Raw genomic sequence first — 14490 nt, 5'->3', positions numbered from 1 at the left:
TGTCCGATTCGGAACGATTGGCGAAGCTCGTGACCTCCTCCCATTCTCGCCGCCGACGCCTGTCGGCGAGAGCGGCGCTCGCCGCCGCAGCCGCGCTCGTCGCCGCTGCCGCGCCCGCGGCGCTCGGCGCGGCCCCCGCCGCGGCAGCGCCCCAGTGGCACGCGAAGACCCCTCCCATCTCCACGCCGTGGACGTCGCAGGTCGGTCCTGACAACGCCCTGCCCGAGTACCCGCGTCCGCAGCTGACCCGCAAGGCCTGGCAGAACCTGAACGGCGTGTGGCAGTTCGCCGGCGCCGAGGCCGGTGAGAAACCGCCGGTCGGCCAGAAGCTGGCCGAGCGCATCCTCGTGCCCTACCCGGTCGAGTCGGCGCTGTCCGGGATCATGCGGCACGAGGACCGCATGTGGTACCGCCGGACGGTCACCGTCCCGAAGAGCTGGAACGGCAAGCACCTGCTGCTGCACTTCGGCGCGGTCGACTACGACACCACGGTGTGGGTCAACGGCGTCAAGGTCGCCCACCACCTCGGCGGCTACGACGCGTTCAGTGCCGACATCACCAGCGCCGTCCACAAGGGCGGCACGCAGGAGATCCTGGTCGGCGTCAGCGATCCCACCGACGCCGGCGGCCAGCCGATCGGCAAGCAGCGCAACGATCCGGGCGGCATCTTCTACACACCGACCTCGGGCATCTGGCAGACGGTATGGATGGAACCGGTCGGGTACACGCACGTCGACTCGCTCGTCATCACCCCGGACGTCGCCCGCAAGACGCTGCGCGTCAGGCCCGTCGTCGTCGGCGCCCGCAGCGGCGACACCGTCGTCGTGACGGCCTCGTCGAAGGGCAAGCGGATCGCCCGGGCGAGCGGTGCCGCGGGCAGCACGGTCACGGTCGCGTTCGCGAAGCCCCACCTCTGGTCACCGAACGACCCGTTCCTCTACGACCTGAGCGTCGTGGTGAAGCACCGCGGCAAGGCCGTCGACACCGTCGGCTCGTACGCAGGTCTGCGGTCGGTGAGCATGCACAAGGACGCCCGCGGACGGGCGCACCTCATGCTCAACGGCAAGCCCGTGTTCGCGATGGCCACGCTCGACCAGGGGTTCTGGCCCGACGGGATCTACACCGCCCCGACCGACGCGGCACTCGAGTTCGACCTCGCCCAGCACAAGCAGCTCGGTTTCAACTCCGTCCGCAAGCACATCAAGGTCGAGCCCGCCCGCTGGTACTACTGGGCAGACAAGCTGGGGCTCATGGTGTGGCAGGACATGCCCGCGATGGACATCAAGACCCCGTCCGACGCGGCGAAGGCCGAGTACCGGCGCGAGCTCAAGCGGATGATCGACCAGCACCGCAGCGAGACGTCGATCATCGCGTGGGTTCCGTTCAACGAGGGCTGGGGCGAGTTCGACCCCAAGCCGATCGCCCAGCAGGTCAAGGCGTGGGACCCGACCCGGCTCGTCGACGCCCAGAGCGGCGTCAACTGCTGCTATTCCGCCCCCGACAGCGGTGCCGGCGACGTCTACGACGACCACACCTACGTGGGTCCCGGGACACCGCCGAGCTTCGCGGACCGCATCTCGATCGACGGCGAGTACGGCGGTTTCGGCCTCGTCGTCGACGGTCACGTGTGGCCCGGACCGCCCGGCGCCTACGAGATGGAGCCCGATTCCGCGACGCTGACCGAGAAGTACGTCCAGGCGCAGCAACGGCTGTTGAAGGTCGAACAGCAGTGCGGCGTGAGCGCGGGCATCTACACCCAGATCACCGATGTCGAGAACGAGGTCAACGGGCTCTGGACCTACGACCGGCGGGTCCTGAAGATGGACGGCGCGCAGGTCCGGAAAGCCAACCGAGCCGTGATCGCGGCGGCGCCGTCCGCCTACTCCGACCCGAACGGCCCGACGTACCCGGCCGGGCAGCAGGCCCCGGTCGCGTCGTACGAGCTCGACGAGGGCAGCGGCACCGTCGCCCACGACGACGCCGGCGACCACGACGCCACCGTCACCGGCGATCCGTCCTGGGTACCCGGTCACGCGGGCACGGCCCTGCAGCTGGACGGCAGCACGCAGTCCGCGCAGACGCAGGGCACCGTCGTCGACACGTCCGGCAACTTCAGCGTCGGCGCGTGGGTGAAGCTCGACAGCACCGGCCATTTCGCCACCGCGGTCGGCGAGGACGGCAACGGCGCGAGCGCGTTCTTCCTGCAGTACTCGCAGGCCGACAACCGGTTCGCGTTCTCGACCGTCGGCGGACGCGCGCTGTCCGACACCGCCCCCGAGACCGGCCGCTGGTACCACCTGGTCGGCGTGCACGACGCGAGCGCAGGTACGTACACGCTCTACGTCGACGGCAAGGCGCAGCAGCAGGTGCACCAGCAGTGCATCGGCGACTCCGCCACCGGCCCGCTGACGATCGGGCGGGGCCAGTACGGCGGCAATCCCGCCGACTACTGGCCCGGCGCGCTCGACGACGTGCGGGTCTGGAACCGGGCGCTCTCCGCGTCCGACGTCGCCGACCTGGGGTGACCGCCTGATGCGGTCGGGCCGCCGGGAGCAGAATCGACCCGTGACCTCGGGATTCGAGCTCGGCACCGACGGCCCGACCCGCATCCTCGTCGGCATCGACGGCTCCGACACGTCGTTGCGGGCCGGCGCGTACGCGGCCGGCCTGGCGCGCCGGCAGGGTGCCCGTCTCGTGACGGTCTTCGTCCGCACGGCGGGGTTCGCCGGCGGCGTCGCCGCCACCGCCGGTGCCGCGATCGAGGCCCAGGAGGACCTCGCCCGCGAGGTGCGGGACCTCGTCACCGAGGGCGCGACCTACGTCGGCATCGAGCCGGAGTTCGTCGAACGTTCGGGCAACCCGTACAAGGAGATCATCACCGTCGCCGAGCAGCTGCGCGTCGACGCGATCGTGGTCGGCGCCTCGACACAGGCCGGTCACCGCTTCGTCGGCTCGCTGGCCGCTCGGCTGGTGAAGGACGCCGCCTGGCCGGTCACCGTCGTGCCGTGACAGCGGGTGAAATGTACGTAAGATGAGCTCACCGAGAGGTGGGGACCTTATGGCATTCGCGACCAGTGGCGCGCGGAGCAGGACACGCATCGGTGACCTGTCCGAACGCTTCGACTCGCTGACGGTGCTGCGCGCCGGCGAGCGCTTCACCGTGCTCGGCGGTCGCGAGCGCACGACCGGTACGCCGGTCGCGGTCAAGCTGCCGGCCGACGGCACCCCCGCGTGGGTCTCCGACGCCCTGCGCGACCAGGCCCGGTTGCTGACGGCCCTGGCAGGTCACCCGCACGTGGTCACGCTCTACGAGACGGTCGTGCTCGGTGACGGGCGGCCGGCACTGGTGCTCGACCTGTGCGCCGGGTCGCTCGCCGAACGCGTGGCGCAGGGCGCGCTCACCCCGGTCCAGGAGGCCGTCGCCACCGGCATCAAGCTCGCCGGCGCACTCGACGCGGTCCATCGCGCGGGCGTGCTGCACTGCGACGTGCGTCCGAGCACCGTCCTGCTGACCGCGGCGGGCGAGCCCGTTCTCACCGGTTTCGACGAGGCGACGCCGGTCGCCACCGACCGCGCCCGTGCCGCGCAGCTCGCCACCACCGCGCACACGGCGCCGGAGTTGCTCGAGGGCCGCGAGCCGACGCCGGCCAGCGACGTCTACGGGTTGGCGGCGACCCTCTACGAGGTCATCGCCGGACAGGCCGCGTTCCGCGAGTACGTCGGCGAGTCGCCGGCCACGGTCATCGTCCGCGTGCTGAGCGGCCAGGTGCGGCCGATCGTCGGGCCGGGCGTTCCGCTGGCGATGTCGGACCTGCTGACGTGGGCGATGTCGCCCGACCCCGCCCACCGTCCACCGACCCCGGCGTGGCTGGCCGAGGAGCTCGGCCGCATCGAACGCAGCGAGGGCTGGCCCCGCACCCGCGTCGCCACCGGCTGAGCACCGAACCGTCCGACCGGGGGCATAGCGTGACGGAATGCTCCCTGCCGACATCGCGAAGCTCGTCACTCTCGGCCCGCCGACCCTCTCCCCCGACGGCGCCCGGGCCGTCGTCGCGGTCACCCGGCCCGACCTCGACGCCGACGAGTACCGCAGCTCGCTCTGGCTCGTCGCCACCGACGGCTCGGACGTCCGCCGGCTGACGCACGGCGACCACGACAGCGCGCCCGAGTGGTCACCGGACGGCCGGCTGATCGCCTTCCTGCGCAAGGGCAGCCGCGACAAGCCCCAGCTGCACGTCCTGAACGCCGGCGGCGGCGATGCCCGCGAACTCACGGACCTGCCCGGTGGCGCGGGCGCGCCGCGCTGGTCACCCGATTCCACGCGCGTCGCGTTCGCCGTCCGCGTGCCGGCCGACGGCCGCTACGGCACCGGCGAGGACGCTCAGGGCGAGAAGATCCCGCCGGAGAAGGAGCCGCCGCGCCGCATCACCGGCCTGCAGTACCGCACCGACAACGTCGGCTTCGTGCTCGACCGCCGCCACCACGTGTTCGTCGTCGACGTCACCGCCGACGAGCCCGAGGCCCGGCAGATCACCGAGGGCGAGTGGGACGACACCGCACCCGCCTGGTCGCCCGACGGCAGCCGCATCGCGTTCGTGTCCCGGCGGCACGACGACCGCGAGACCGACTGGGTGCACGACGTGTTCACGGTGTCCCCCGACGGCGGTGAGGCCACCCGCGTCAGCGATGGCACCCGCTGGCTCGACGCGCCGGCCTGGCTCGACGACACGACGCTCGTGACGACCGGCGTCGAGATGGGCGTCAGCGGCTGGGTGGCCAACAACGAGGGGCTGTTCCGGGTCGCCGGCGGCAGCGTCGAGCGGCTGACCGACGCCGAGACGGTGCACATCGTCGGCGCGCCCGTCGTCACCGACGACGGCGTGCTCGCGCCGGCCGAGAACCGCGGCGCCGTCGAGCTGCTGCAGTGGTCGGCCGGGGGCCTCACCACCGTCAGCGGTGGCCACCGCACCGTCCAGGGCGTGGCGCACGAGGGTGGCACCACCGTGGTCACCTACGCCGACCCGGCGACGGCAGGCGAACTCGCACGGGTCGACGGCGACCGTGTCGTACCGCTCACCTCGTTCGCGACGGACGGGCTCGTCCGACCGCTGGACGATTTCACCGCCACGGCCGCGGACGGTACCGAGCTGCACGGGTTCGTCGTGACGCCCGAGGGCGACGGCCCGCACCCGGTGCTGCTGATGATCCACGGCGGCCCCTTCGCCGCCTACGGCTGGACGCTGCTCGACGAGGCGCAGGTCTACGCGCGCGCCGGCTACGCGGTCGTGTACACGAACCCGCGCGGCTCGTCCGGCTACGGCCAGGCGTACGGGTCGTACATCGTGGGCGACGTCGGCGAGAAGTCGGCCGCCGACCTGCTGGCCCTGCTCGACGCCGCGCTCGAGCGGCCCGACCTCGACGCCGACCGGGTGGGCGTGCTCGGCGGCTCGCACGGCGGGTTCATGACCACGTGGCTGGTGGGACACACCGACCGGTTCCGTGCGGCGGTCAGCGAGCGCGCCGTCAACGCCATCGACAGTTTCGAGGGCTCGAGCGACATCGGCTGGGAGTTCGCCGACGCGCTGTACGGCACCGACCCCGAGCAGCGTCGCCGGCAGAGCCCGTTCACCTACGCCGAGCACATCGGCACCCCGCTGCTGATCGTGCACTCCGAGCACGACTGGCGCTGTCCCGTCGAGCAGGCGCAGCGGCTGTACGTCTCGCTGCGCAAGCGCGGGGCCACGGTGGAGTTCCTGCTGTTCCCGGGCGAGGGTCACGAGCTGTCCCGCAGCGGCCTGCCGAGCCACCGCGTCGCCCGCTTCGACGCGATCCTCGACTGGTTCGGACGCTACGTATAGTTTCCCGACCTACGAACTGGACAAAGTGGGGATTGCTGGGTCACGATGGCCCGGTGACCGTCCGCATGCCGTCCCGCAGCGCCGCGGGACGCATCCTGCCGCCCGCCGAGCTCGCCGCCTTCGCCCGCTACTGGGCCGACGAGGTGGTCGCGGGCAAGTACCACCCGCACATCGACTACGACGCCGAGCAGCGCTGGCACCAGCGCATCTACCGCGACCGGCGGGTCGACGTGTGGCTCATCAGCTGGCTGCCCACCCAGGGCACGCAGCTGCACGACCACGGCGGGTCGTCCGGGGCGTTCACGGTGCTGCAGGGCGAACTGACCGAGACCGTCGCCGCCCACGGCGGCCTGGTCGACCACCGGCGGACGGCCGGCTCCGCCACCCGGTTCGGCCCGCGCTACGTGCACGACGTCCGCAACCTCGGTGACGAGCCCGCGATCAGCGTGCACGCCTACTCCGCGCCGTTGACGGCGATGAACTTCTACGACCTCGCCGAGGGCCGCCTCGAGCGCATCGCCACGCTGGCGACGGACGACCCCGAGGCCGAGTTCGACCCGGGCGTGGTACGACAGGCATCGTGACGTCCGCCCGATTCCGCTCCGTCGACGACCTGCTCGCCGACGCCCGTTCCCGTCTCGACCGACTCGACCCGCGCCAGGCGGCGGCCGCCGTCGCCGACGGGGCCGGCCTCGTCGACATCCGTCCGATGTGGCAACGCCGGCGCGACGGCGAGGTGCCCGGCGCGCAGGTCGTCGAGCGCAACCACCTCGAATGGCGGCTGCACCCCGAGTCGGACGCGCGCCTCGACGAGGCCGTCCCCGGGCGTCGCTGGGTCGTCATCTGCGAGGAGGGCTACACCTCGTCGCTCGCCGCCGACGCGCTCAACTCGATCGGGGTGCCGGCGACCGACGTGGTCGGCGGGTTCCGCGCCTGGGCCGCAGCCGGCCTGCCCACCCAGCCCGGCGGCGAACCGCCGGCCTACTTCTCGCACTGACGCCCGAGCTCACTCGGCGCGCGACTCCCCCGGTCCGGACTCCTCGGTCAGCTCGTCCGGGTCCGGCGGCTGCAGCGGACGAAGGCGCATCCACAGCAGCATGAGCAGCCCGACGGCGAGCATGCCGGCCCCCGTCCACAGGTTCAGGTGCAGGCCGGCCGCCTTCTCGATCTCGGCATCGGTGTCGAACAGTCCCTTGACGAGCAGGATCACCCCGTAGATCGCGAGCAGCCCGCCCACCACGAGGCGGATGTCGAACAGCTTGGAGATGCGGCTCGCGTCTCCGCCGTCCGGCTTCTTCGTCATGTCGGTCATCGCCGGGCTCCTGTCACGCGAACACGATGTTGAGGACGAGGCCGATGGCGAGCGCGCCACCGCCGAGCAGGGCCGGTCGCTCCCACCACTTCTGGCGGGCCCGCTTCTCACTGCGTTCGCGGCGCCCGGTCTCGCGCGAGTAGACGATGTCGCCCAGGGCGGCCGGGTCGGGACGGGTCGTGACCGCGGTGACGGCCAGCGTCACCACGATGTCGACGGCGAACGCCACGCCGGCCTGGACGAACGTGGCGTAGATGTCGGACGACGCCGTGAACACGTCGGTCTGGTAGAGCAGGAAGGTCGTCGCGCCGCTGACCACCCCGGCGAGCAGGCCCCAGAAGCCACCCCACGCCGACGTCCGGCGCCAGAACATGCCCAGGACGAACGTCGCGAAGATCGGCGCGTTGAAGATGCTGAACAGCGACTGCAGGTAGGTCATGATGTTGTTGAAGTGCGACGCCAGGATCGCCGTGAACACCGCGATCACGATGCCGACGAACGTCACCAGACGCCCCGCGCGCAGGTACCACTGGTCGCTGCGGCCCTTCGCCAGGTAGGGCTCGAGCAGGTCGTAGGTGACCACGGTGTTCAGCGAGCTGACGTTCGCCGCGACCCCCGCCATGAACGACGCGAACAGGCCGGTGATGGCGATGCCGAGCACGCCGCTGGGCAGCAGGTCGCCCATCAGCGCCGGGATGGCGTCGTTGTAGGTGAGATTGTCGCCGCCGGTGCCGAACTTCGGGTTCAACGCCACGGCGACCATGCCCGGGATGATCGTGACCGCGGGGATGAACAGCTTGGGGTAGGCGGCGATGAGCGGGGTGCGCCGTCCGGCCGACTCGTCCTTGGCGGCGAGCGCGCGCTGCACCTCGGCGAAGTTGGTGGTCCAGTAGCCGAACGACAGCACGAACCCGAGCCCGAGCACGATGCCGATGAAGTTCGACCCGATGGGGTTCTGGGGGTCGGCGCCGATGCCGGTGCCCGCCCAGGCGTGCAGGGCGGTGTCGTTGCCCGCGAACGCCTTGATGACCTTGTCACCGAGGTCGTTGAAGCCACCCACGTGCACGACGGCGGCGATGGTGAGCGGGATGAGTCCGGCGAGGATGACGAAGAACTGCAGCACCTCGCCGTAGATCGCCGACGACAGGCCACCCGCGCCGATGTAGGCGAGCACGAACACGGCCGAGACCACGATGCCGACGTAGAGGTTCACGCCGAGCAGGCTCTGCAGCACGATGGCCAGCGCGAAGAGGTTGACGCCGGCGATGAGCACGGCCGACACCGCGAAGGTCACGGCGTTGAGCACGTGGGTCGAGCTGTTGTACCGGACCTTGAGGAACTCCGGCACGGAGCGCACCTTGGACCGGAAGTAGAACGGCATCATCACGATGCCGAGGAACACCATCGCCGGCACGGCGCCGATCCAGTAGTAGTGCACCGTTGCGACGCCGTACTGGGCGCCGTTCGCGGCCATGCCGAGGATCTCGGTCGCGCCGAGGTTGGCGCTGACGAACGCCAGACCGGTGACCCAGGCCGGCAGGGCCCGTCCGGCGAGCAGGAAGTCGGCGCTGGTGCCGACCGAGCGGCGGGCGGCGAAGCCGATGCCGAGAACGGCCACGAAGTAGATCGCCAGCAGGACGATGTCGAGCACGCTCGGGTGCAGCCGCAGCACAGGCCGTCTCCGTACCGGCGCACGGCGCGGACCGGCGGCCCGCTGATGATCAAGCGCCCTGACGGGCTGTCCTACCCAGGTCGCCGAGCCGATGCACAGCCGCCGCCTCACCCGCTGCGAGGCGGCTCCGGGTTACTTCTGGGCCTGCGCCGCGTTGTATCCCAGCCAGCCGAGGTAGCCGACGAGCCCGAGCTTGGCCGCCTTGTTCAGCCCCGGCAGCAGCAGGCCGAGGCCGATCGCGGTCTCGATGCCGCCGTTCTGCTGGATGGCCTGGTCGGTGTTGTCGGGGAACGCCATGGCGGTGACCTCGCGGAAGAGGTCGGGCTTGACGAAGTGGGCGGCACCGGTCGCGGCGAGCACGACGCCGAGCTTGCGGGAGAGGGACATGCGCTCACCCTGCCATGCCCGGCGCGGACGGTCGTCAGCCGAGTTCGCTGCGCGGCAGCAGCGAGTCGGCCACGATCTTCTGCTGGATCTGGCTGGTGCCCTCGAAGATGGTGGTGAGCCTCGCGTCGCGCCAGTAGCGCTCGACCTGCCGCTCGGTGGTGTAGCCGTTGCCGCCGTGCAGCTGCATCGCGTCGCCGGTGACCTCGACGGCCATCTCGGTCGCCACCAGCTTGACCATCGCCGACTCGCGCTCGCACGGTTCGCCGCGGTCGAGCCGGTCGGCGACCTGCTGGTAGAACGCCCGAGCCTGCTCGACGCGCGACGCCATGGTGGCGAGCATGAACCGCAGCGCCTGGAAGTCGGCGATCGGCCGTCCGAACTGCTCGCGCTCCTGCAGGTAGAGCACGCTGTCCTCGACGGCGGCCCGCGCGAGCCCGACGGCGCGGGCGGCCGTGTGGACCCGGGCGATGTTCAGCCACTTCTGCGTGTCGCGGAACGCGGCCGTGCCCTGCCCGTCGACCTTGTTGGCCGCCGGCACCCGCAGCCCGTCGAAGACGAGGTTCCACGTCGTGAAGCCGTGATAGCCGATCTTGTCGATGGTCGTGCCGGTGAGGCCGGGCGGGAACTCGTCCGGCGTCTTCTCGACGATGACCGTCGCCAGACCGGCGGCGCGCTTCTCCCCGGGCTCGGGGTCGTGGGTGCGGCACAGCAGCTGGATGAAGTGCGCGGCCTTCGCGTTGCCGATCCAGCGCTTCTCCCCGGTGATCACGTACTCGTCGCCGTCGAGCTCGGCGCGGGTGCTGACGGCGGCGAGGTCGGAGCCGGCGTCCGGCTCGGAGAAGCCGGCGGCGCCGATCCACTCGCCACGGGCGCTGCGGCGCAGCAACTCCCCGCGCCGCGAGGTGTCGCTGAGGTCGGTGCCGAGGCCCTGCGCCCGGGCGATGATGCTCGCGACGCTCATCCAGGCGCGGGCCAGTTCCTCGGCGACCGTGCAGTACTCGAACACGCCGAGGCCGAGGCCCCCGTGCTCGGCGTCGACCATGATCCCGAAGTAACCCTCGCGTCCCATCGCCTCGACGAGCGAGCGCGGCATCTCGCGCTTCTGCGGGTCGTACTCGTCGGCGATCGGCTTGACCTCGGTGGCGGCGAACTCCCGCGCGCGCCGCTGCAGGTCCTCCCGCTCCGGGGTGTGGAAGATGCGGGGCAGCTCGGGCGGCGGCGCCGGGACGGGAGCGTCGGACTGCTCGTCGGGCCGGGAGTGGGTCGTCACTGCCTCAGCTTGGCGTACCGGGGCCGGTGGCACCTCTCACGCGCCGGGACAGTAGCCGTGACGGCCGGACGGGAACGATGCCGGAATGACCAGCAAGGTTCTGCTCACCGGTGCGTCCGGATTCGTGGGCTCCCATCTCGCCACCGCCCTCGTCGACGCCGGGCACGAGGTGCGGGCGATGACGCGCCACCCGGAGAAGTACGAGGGGGCCGGCACGCCGGTGCACGGCGACGTCGAGGACCCCGAGAGCCTGCGCCGGGCGCTCGACGGCGTCGACGCGGCGTACTACCTCGTGCACTCGCTGGGCAGCGCCGACTTCGTGCAGAAGGACGCCGAGGCGGCCCGCGCCTTCGGCAAGGCGGCGGGCGAGGCCGGCATCGACCGCATCGTGTACCTCGGCGGACTCGGCGACGACCGCGAGGAGCTGTCGGACCACCTGAGGTCGCGGCGCGAGGTCGAGAGCGTGCTCGGCGAGGGCGGCGTGCCGGTGACGGTGCTGCGCGCCGCCGTCGTCGTCGGCCACGGTGGCATCTCGTGGGAGATCACCCGCCAGCTCGTCGCGCACCTGCCGCTGATGGTCACGCCGAACTGGGTGCGCACCCGCACCCAGCCGATCGCGCTCGACGACGTCGTCCGCTACCTCGTCGGCGTGCTCGAGCACCCGGACGCCCGCGGCCGGACGTTCGAGATCGGCGGCCCGGACGTGCTGCAGTACATCGACATGCTCACCCGTGCGGGCCGGCAGATGGGCAAGAAGGTGCGCTCGGTGAGCGTGCCGCTGCTGTCGCCGGGCCTGTCCGGACGGTGGCTCGCCCTGGTCACCGACGTCGACTACCCGACCGCCCGCAACCTCGTCGACTCGATGACCAACGAGGTGATCGTCCGCGACGACTCCATCCTCCGCGTCGTGCCCGGCGACACCATCGGCTACGACGAGGCCGTCCGCCGGGCCATCCGGGAGCGCGAGAAGGCCCTACGGTGACTCCCGTGCCGTCCGAGCCGACCCCGACGCCGCCGGGCGCGCCGCCCGTCCCGGGTTCACGGGCGTGGCAGCAACGGGCCCGCGGCCTCATCGCACCGGCCCTCATCGATCGCGTTCCGCGCGACCACGACCAGCCCGACAGCGCGTTCCGGCGCCGCCGCGTCGTGGTGGTGGTCTCGCTCGTGATCGGGTCGGTGCTGCTCGGCCTCTCGCTCGCCACCGACCCCGGCGATCCCGCGTTCTATCCGCTCACCATCGCGGTGGCCCTGGTCTGGTTCGTCGGCGGGTTCCTGTCGGGCCCGCTGCACCTCGGCTACATCCCGTTCCGCGAGTCGCTGCGCCGTCCGATCGTGACGCCGATCCTCCTGGGCCTCGCCGCGTCGGCCGTGTTCGTGATCGGCGCCTTCGTGATCCGGTACATCGAACCGCTGCGTGACTTCGTCGCCGGCGTGCTCGAGCACGCCAACCAGGGCAACCTCGCGCTGGTCGCGTTCGTCGCCCTGCTCAACGGTGCGGCCGAGGAGGTGTTCTTCCGGGGCGCCCTGTTCGCCGCCATCGGCCGCAGGCACCCGATCGTCATCTCGGTGGTCGTCTACGCGATCGTCACCATCGCCACCGGCAACCCGATGCTGGTGTTCGCGGCCCTGGTCATGGGGGTGCTGTTCGGCCTGCAGCGCCGCGCGTCCGGGGGCATCCTCGCCTCGATGCTGACGCACCTGACCTGGTCGGCGGTCATGCTGCTCGCGCTGCCGCCGATCATCGGTCACCCGTCCTGACCCTCCCGTGTCTCGGGCGGGTCGAAGCGGACGGTGATCTGTTCGAAGCCCTTGGCGCGCTGCGCCCGGGCCTGCTGGGTGTAGCTGCGCTCGTCGGCGGGGGTCAGCTCGACCTCGTCGGTGAACGGCGTCAGCAGCGCGCGGGGGTACAGCTTCAGCGAGCGCACGGTGTTGTACTCCACCGCGAGCACGACCACGAGCGCCTCGAGGTAGATCCACGCGACGAGCCCGAGCACGAGCGCGAACACGCTGTTGACGGCGTCCGCCGTGCTGACGACCGAGCCGATGTAGACCGCGCCGACGTACTGCAGCACCTGCCAGACCAGGGCGGCGACGAACGCACCGGGCACCGTCTGGCGCAGCGTGATGCCACGCGCGGTCGCCAGCCGGAACCCGACCGTGAACACCCCGAAGTTGATCGCCAGCGTCCCGACGCCGACGAGCACCTTGGTGACCGGCCCGAACAGGTCGATGGTGCTGCCGAGCGCGGCGAGTGCGGTGGTCCCCAGGATCGACAGGCCGAGCAGGGCCATCAGCAGCAACGACCGCACCCGTCCGGTGAGCGGGTTCGGACGCTCGTTGCGCGGCACCCGCCAGATCGTGTTCATGGCGTTCTGGATGGCCTGCGCCGCGCCGAGGCCGCCGTAGAGCGTGCCGAGCAGGCCGATCGCGATGCCGATGCCGCTGCCGCTGACCCCGTTCGGGTCCGACAGCTGGGTGCCCACCACCGGGAACTGCCCGACCACCGAGTCGACGAGTTCCCGTTGCAGCTCGGGATGCCCCTCGAGCACGAAGTTCAGGATCGTGGACGACAGCAGCAGCAGCGGCACGATCGACAGGAAACCGTAGTAGGTGATCAGCGCCGCGAGGTAGTTGCCCTGGTCGTCGGCGAACTTGTAGAAGACGGCGATCGCCAGGCCGGCCCGCGGGTGCGTGCGCTGGAACCGGTCGAGCCGTTCGACGATCGACACCGCCACCCGCCCGTCCGTCCGCCGTGTTGCAGGCGACGCTACCCGTCGACGGTCGTGCGGCCCGTCAGCCAGAGCACGACACCGAGCAGCGGCAGGACGGCGGCGAACACCGTCACACCCGTCCAGCCCGCGGTGTCGTGCAGCACCCCGGTCACGGTCGACGCGACGGCGCCGCCCACGAAGACCGTGCTCATGTAGACGGTGTTGATGCGCGAGCGCGCGTCGGCGCGCAGCGAGTACACGACCTGCTGGCTCATCACCTGGTGTCCCTGCACGGCGAGGTCGAGCAGGACGGCCGCGACGAGCAGCAGCACGACGCTGGCGTCGCCGAGGCCCGCCAGCACCATGGCCCCGGCCGCGAGCACCAGCGCGACCAGCCGTCCCGTCCGCCCGTGGCCGCGGTCGGCGAGGCGGCCGGCGATCGGGGCGGCCAGCACGCCGGCCGCGCCCGCGAGCGCGAACAGTCCGACGCCGGTCTGCCCGAACCCGTGATCGTCGATGAGCTCGTAGGCAATCGCGGTCCAGAACGCGGTGAACGCCCCGAACTGACACGCCTGGCTCAGTGCCAGCCGGCGCAGCACCGGTTCCTCGCGCACGATGCTGCCGACCGAGCGCAGCAGCGACGCGTAGCCGTCCTGGTGCTCGGGGGTCCGCTCGGGCAGCATCCGCAGCAGCACCGCGGCGAGCACCACCGTCAGCCCGGCCGACACGAAGAACACCGACCGCCACCCCCACGCCTCGGCCAGCAGGCTCGAGAACGTCCGTGCGAGCAGGATGCCGAGCAGCAGGCCGCTCATGACCCGTCCGACGAAGCGGCCGCGCTCGGCCTCCGGCGCGAGGTGCGCGGCCAGTGGCACGACGATCTGCGCGACCACCGACGTCAGGCCCACCAGGACCGAGGCGGCCAGGAACACGCCGAACACCGGCGACACCCCGGCCAGCACGAGCGCGGCGGCGGTGCCCACGAGCGTCCGGGTGATCAGGCGGCGGTTCTCGACGAGGTCACCGGTCGGCAGCACCAGCACGAGCCCGAGCACGTAGCCGATCTGGGTGAGGGTGACGACCGTGGTGGCCGTGCCCTGCCCGACGCCGAGGTCACGCGAGATCAGGTCGAGCAGCGGCTGCGCGTAGTAGAGGTTGGCCACCGTCACACCGCACGCGACGGCCATCACGAACCCGAGCACGCGCAGGTTGGGTGTGGTCCGTTCGACGGTGGTGGTCACGCGATCAACGGTAGGTGCGCGCTGTGAGCCCCACCCGCG

The 14490-nt window shown here is 71.5% G+C and carries 14 protein-coding genes and 1 pseudogene; 8 read left to right on the top strand and 7 right to left on the bottom strand.

Going from position 1 to position 14490, the window contains the following annotated elements; all coding sequences use genetic code 11:
- The first annotated feature begins 29 nt into the window (after positions 1-29).
- Both ACYVP9_RS14740 and ACYVP9_RS14735 read left to right on the top strand, forming a co-directional pair.
- Complete coding sequence (locus ACYVP9_RS14740; protein WP_460605663.1) at positions 30-2525, top strand: LamG-like jellyroll fold domain-containing protein; 2496 nt, start codon at positions 30-32, stop codon at positions 2523-2525.
- 7 nt (positions 2526-2532) lie between these two features.
- Positions 2533-3009 (top strand): universal stress protein, encoded by a 477-nt coding sequence (locus ACYVP9_RS14735; protein WP_460605662.1) that lies wholly within the window; start codon positions 2533-2535, stop codon positions 3007-3009.
- On the opposite strand, the pseudogene ACYVP9_RS14730 reads toward ACYVP9_RS14735, so the two are convergent.
- A pseudogene (locus tag ACYVP9_RS14730) lies at positions 2997-3041 on the bottom strand (hypothetical protein); the annotation flags it as partial. The gene ACYVP9_RS14735 and the pseudogene ACYVP9_RS14730 overlap by 13 nt on opposite strands.
- A 17-nt stretch (positions 3042-3058) precedes the next feature.
- On the opposite strand from ACYVP9_RS14730, the gene ACYVP9_RS14725 reads away from it, so the two are divergent.
- From ACYVP9_RS14725 to ACYVP9_RS14710, 4 genes are read left to right on the top strand one after another with little or no spacing between them, the layout of a single operon-like run.
- Positions 3059-3937, top strand: coding sequence for a serine/threonine-protein kinase (locus tag ACYVP9_RS14725; protein ID WP_460605661.1), 879 nt, complete (start codon positions 3059-3061; stop codon positions 3935-3937).
- Positions 3938-3974: 37 nt separating this feature from the next.
- Positions 3975-5858 carry a prolyl oligopeptidase family serine peptidase gene (locus tag ACYVP9_RS14720; protein WP_460605660.1) on the top strand — a complete coding sequence of 628 codons (1884 nt, stop codon included), beginning with the start codon at positions 3975-3977 and terminating at the stop codon, positions 5856-5858.
- Between the two features lie 53 nt (positions 5859-5911).
- Positions 5912-6442 (top strand): cysteine dioxygenase, encoded by a 531-nt coding sequence (locus ACYVP9_RS14715; RefSeq protein ID WP_460605659.1) that lies wholly within the window; start codon positions 5912-5914, stop codon positions 6440-6442.
- Entirely contained in the window at positions 6439-6855 is a 417-nt protein-coding gene (locus ACYVP9_RS14710; RefSeq protein ID WP_460605658.1) for a rhodanese-like domain-containing protein, read from the top strand. The genes ACYVP9_RS14715 and ACYVP9_RS14710 overlap by 4 nt, the downstream gene beginning before the upstream one ends.
- A gap of 9 nt (positions 6856-6864) precedes the next feature.
- Here the strand turns inward: ACYVP9_RS14710 and ACYVP9_RS14705 are convergent, their stop codons facing one another.
- The 4 genes from ACYVP9_RS14705 to ACYVP9_RS14690 form a co-directional block, all read right to left on the bottom strand.
- Positions 6865-7170, bottom strand: a complete 306-nt coding sequence (locus ACYVP9_RS14705) for a hypothetical protein (protein ID WP_460605657.1) — start codon at positions 7168-7170, stop codon at positions 6865-6867.
- 13 nt (positions 7171-7183) lie between these two features.
- Positions 7184-8842: a sodium:solute symporter family protein gene (locus ACYVP9_RS14700; protein WP_460605656.1), complete on the bottom strand. Its 1659-nt coding sequence runs from the start codon at positions 8840-8842 to the stop codon at positions 7184-7186.
- Positions 8843-8974: 132 nt separating this feature from the next.
- Positions 8975-9229 (bottom strand): hypothetical protein, encoded by a 255-nt coding sequence (locus tag ACYVP9_RS14695; protein WP_460605655.1) that lies wholly within the window; start codon positions 9227-9229, stop codon positions 8975-8977.
- Positions 9230-9263: 34 nt separating this feature from the next.
- Positions 9264-10499, bottom strand: a complete 1236-nt coding sequence (locus ACYVP9_RS14690; RefSeq protein WP_460605654.1) for an acyl-CoA dehydrogenase family protein — start codon at positions 10497-10499, stop codon at positions 9264-9266.
- Between the two features lie 85 nt (positions 10500-10584).
- Between ACYVP9_RS14690 and ACYVP9_RS14685 the strand changes: the two genes are divergently transcribed.
- Positions 10585-11481 (top strand): Rossmann-fold NAD(P)-binding domain-containing protein, encoded by an 897-nt coding sequence (locus tag ACYVP9_RS14685; protein WP_460605653.1) that lies wholly within the window; start codon positions 10585-10587, stop codon positions 11479-11481.
- Between the two features lie 5 nt (positions 11482-11486).
- The gene (locus ACYVP9_RS14680; protein WP_460605652.1) at positions 11487-12257 is read left to right on the top strand and encodes a lysostaphin resistance A-like protein; all 771 of its coding nucleotides are present in this window, start codon (positions 11487-11489) and stop codon (positions 12255-12257) included.
- Here the strand turns inward: ACYVP9_RS14680 and ACYVP9_RS14675 are convergent.
- Together ACYVP9_RS14675 and ACYVP9_RS14670 are read right to left on the bottom strand one after the other, a co-directional pair.
- Positions 12245-13228 (bottom strand): YihY/virulence factor BrkB family protein, encoded by a 984-nt coding sequence (locus ACYVP9_RS14675; RefSeq protein WP_460605915.1) that lies wholly within the window; start codon positions 13226-13228, stop codon positions 12245-12247. The genes ACYVP9_RS14680 and ACYVP9_RS14675 overlap by 13 nt on opposite strands.
- Before the next feature lie 38 nt (positions 13229-13266).
- Positions 13267-14451: an MFS transporter gene (locus ACYVP9_RS14670; RefSeq protein WP_460605651.1), complete on the bottom strand. Its 1185-nt coding sequence runs from the start codon at positions 14449-14451 to the stop codon at positions 13267-13269.
- Positions 14452-14490: the final 39 nt, after the last annotated feature.

Source organism: Jatrophihabitans fulvus (assembly GCF_054781375.1).
The sequence above is the reverse complement of the archived record's forward strand: the minus strand, read 5'-3'. Positions and strand labels throughout refer to the sequence as shown.

What these genes read in the sequence shown, in the direction of transcription:
- ACYVP9_RS14735 (WP_460605662.1), top strand. Translation starts at nt 2,533, where the DNA reads ATGCGGTCGGGCCGCCGGGAGCAGAATCGACCCGTGACCTCGGGATTC.
- ACYVP9_RS14725 (WP_460605661.1), top strand. Translation starts at nt 3,059, where the DNA reads ATGGCATTCGCGACCAGTGGCGCGCGGAGCAGGACACGCATCGGTGAC.
- ACYVP9_RS14720 (WP_460605660.1), top strand. Translation starts at nt 3,975, where the DNA reads ATGCTCCCTGCCGACATCGCGAAGCTCGTCACTCTCGGCCCGCCGACC.
- ACYVP9_RS14705 (WP_460605657.1), bottom strand. Translation starts at nt 7,170, where the DNA reads ATGACCGACATGACGAAGAAGCCGGACGGCGGAGACGCGAGCCGCATC.
- ACYVP9_RS14695 (WP_460605655.1), bottom strand. Translation starts at nt 9,229, where the DNA reads ATGTCCCTCTCCCGCAAGCTCGGCGTCGTGCTCGCCGCGACCGGTGCC.
- ACYVP9_RS14685 (WP_460605653.1), top strand. Translation starts at nt 10,585, where the DNA reads ATGACCAGCAAGGTTCTGCTCACCGGTGCGTCCGGATTCGTGGGCTCC.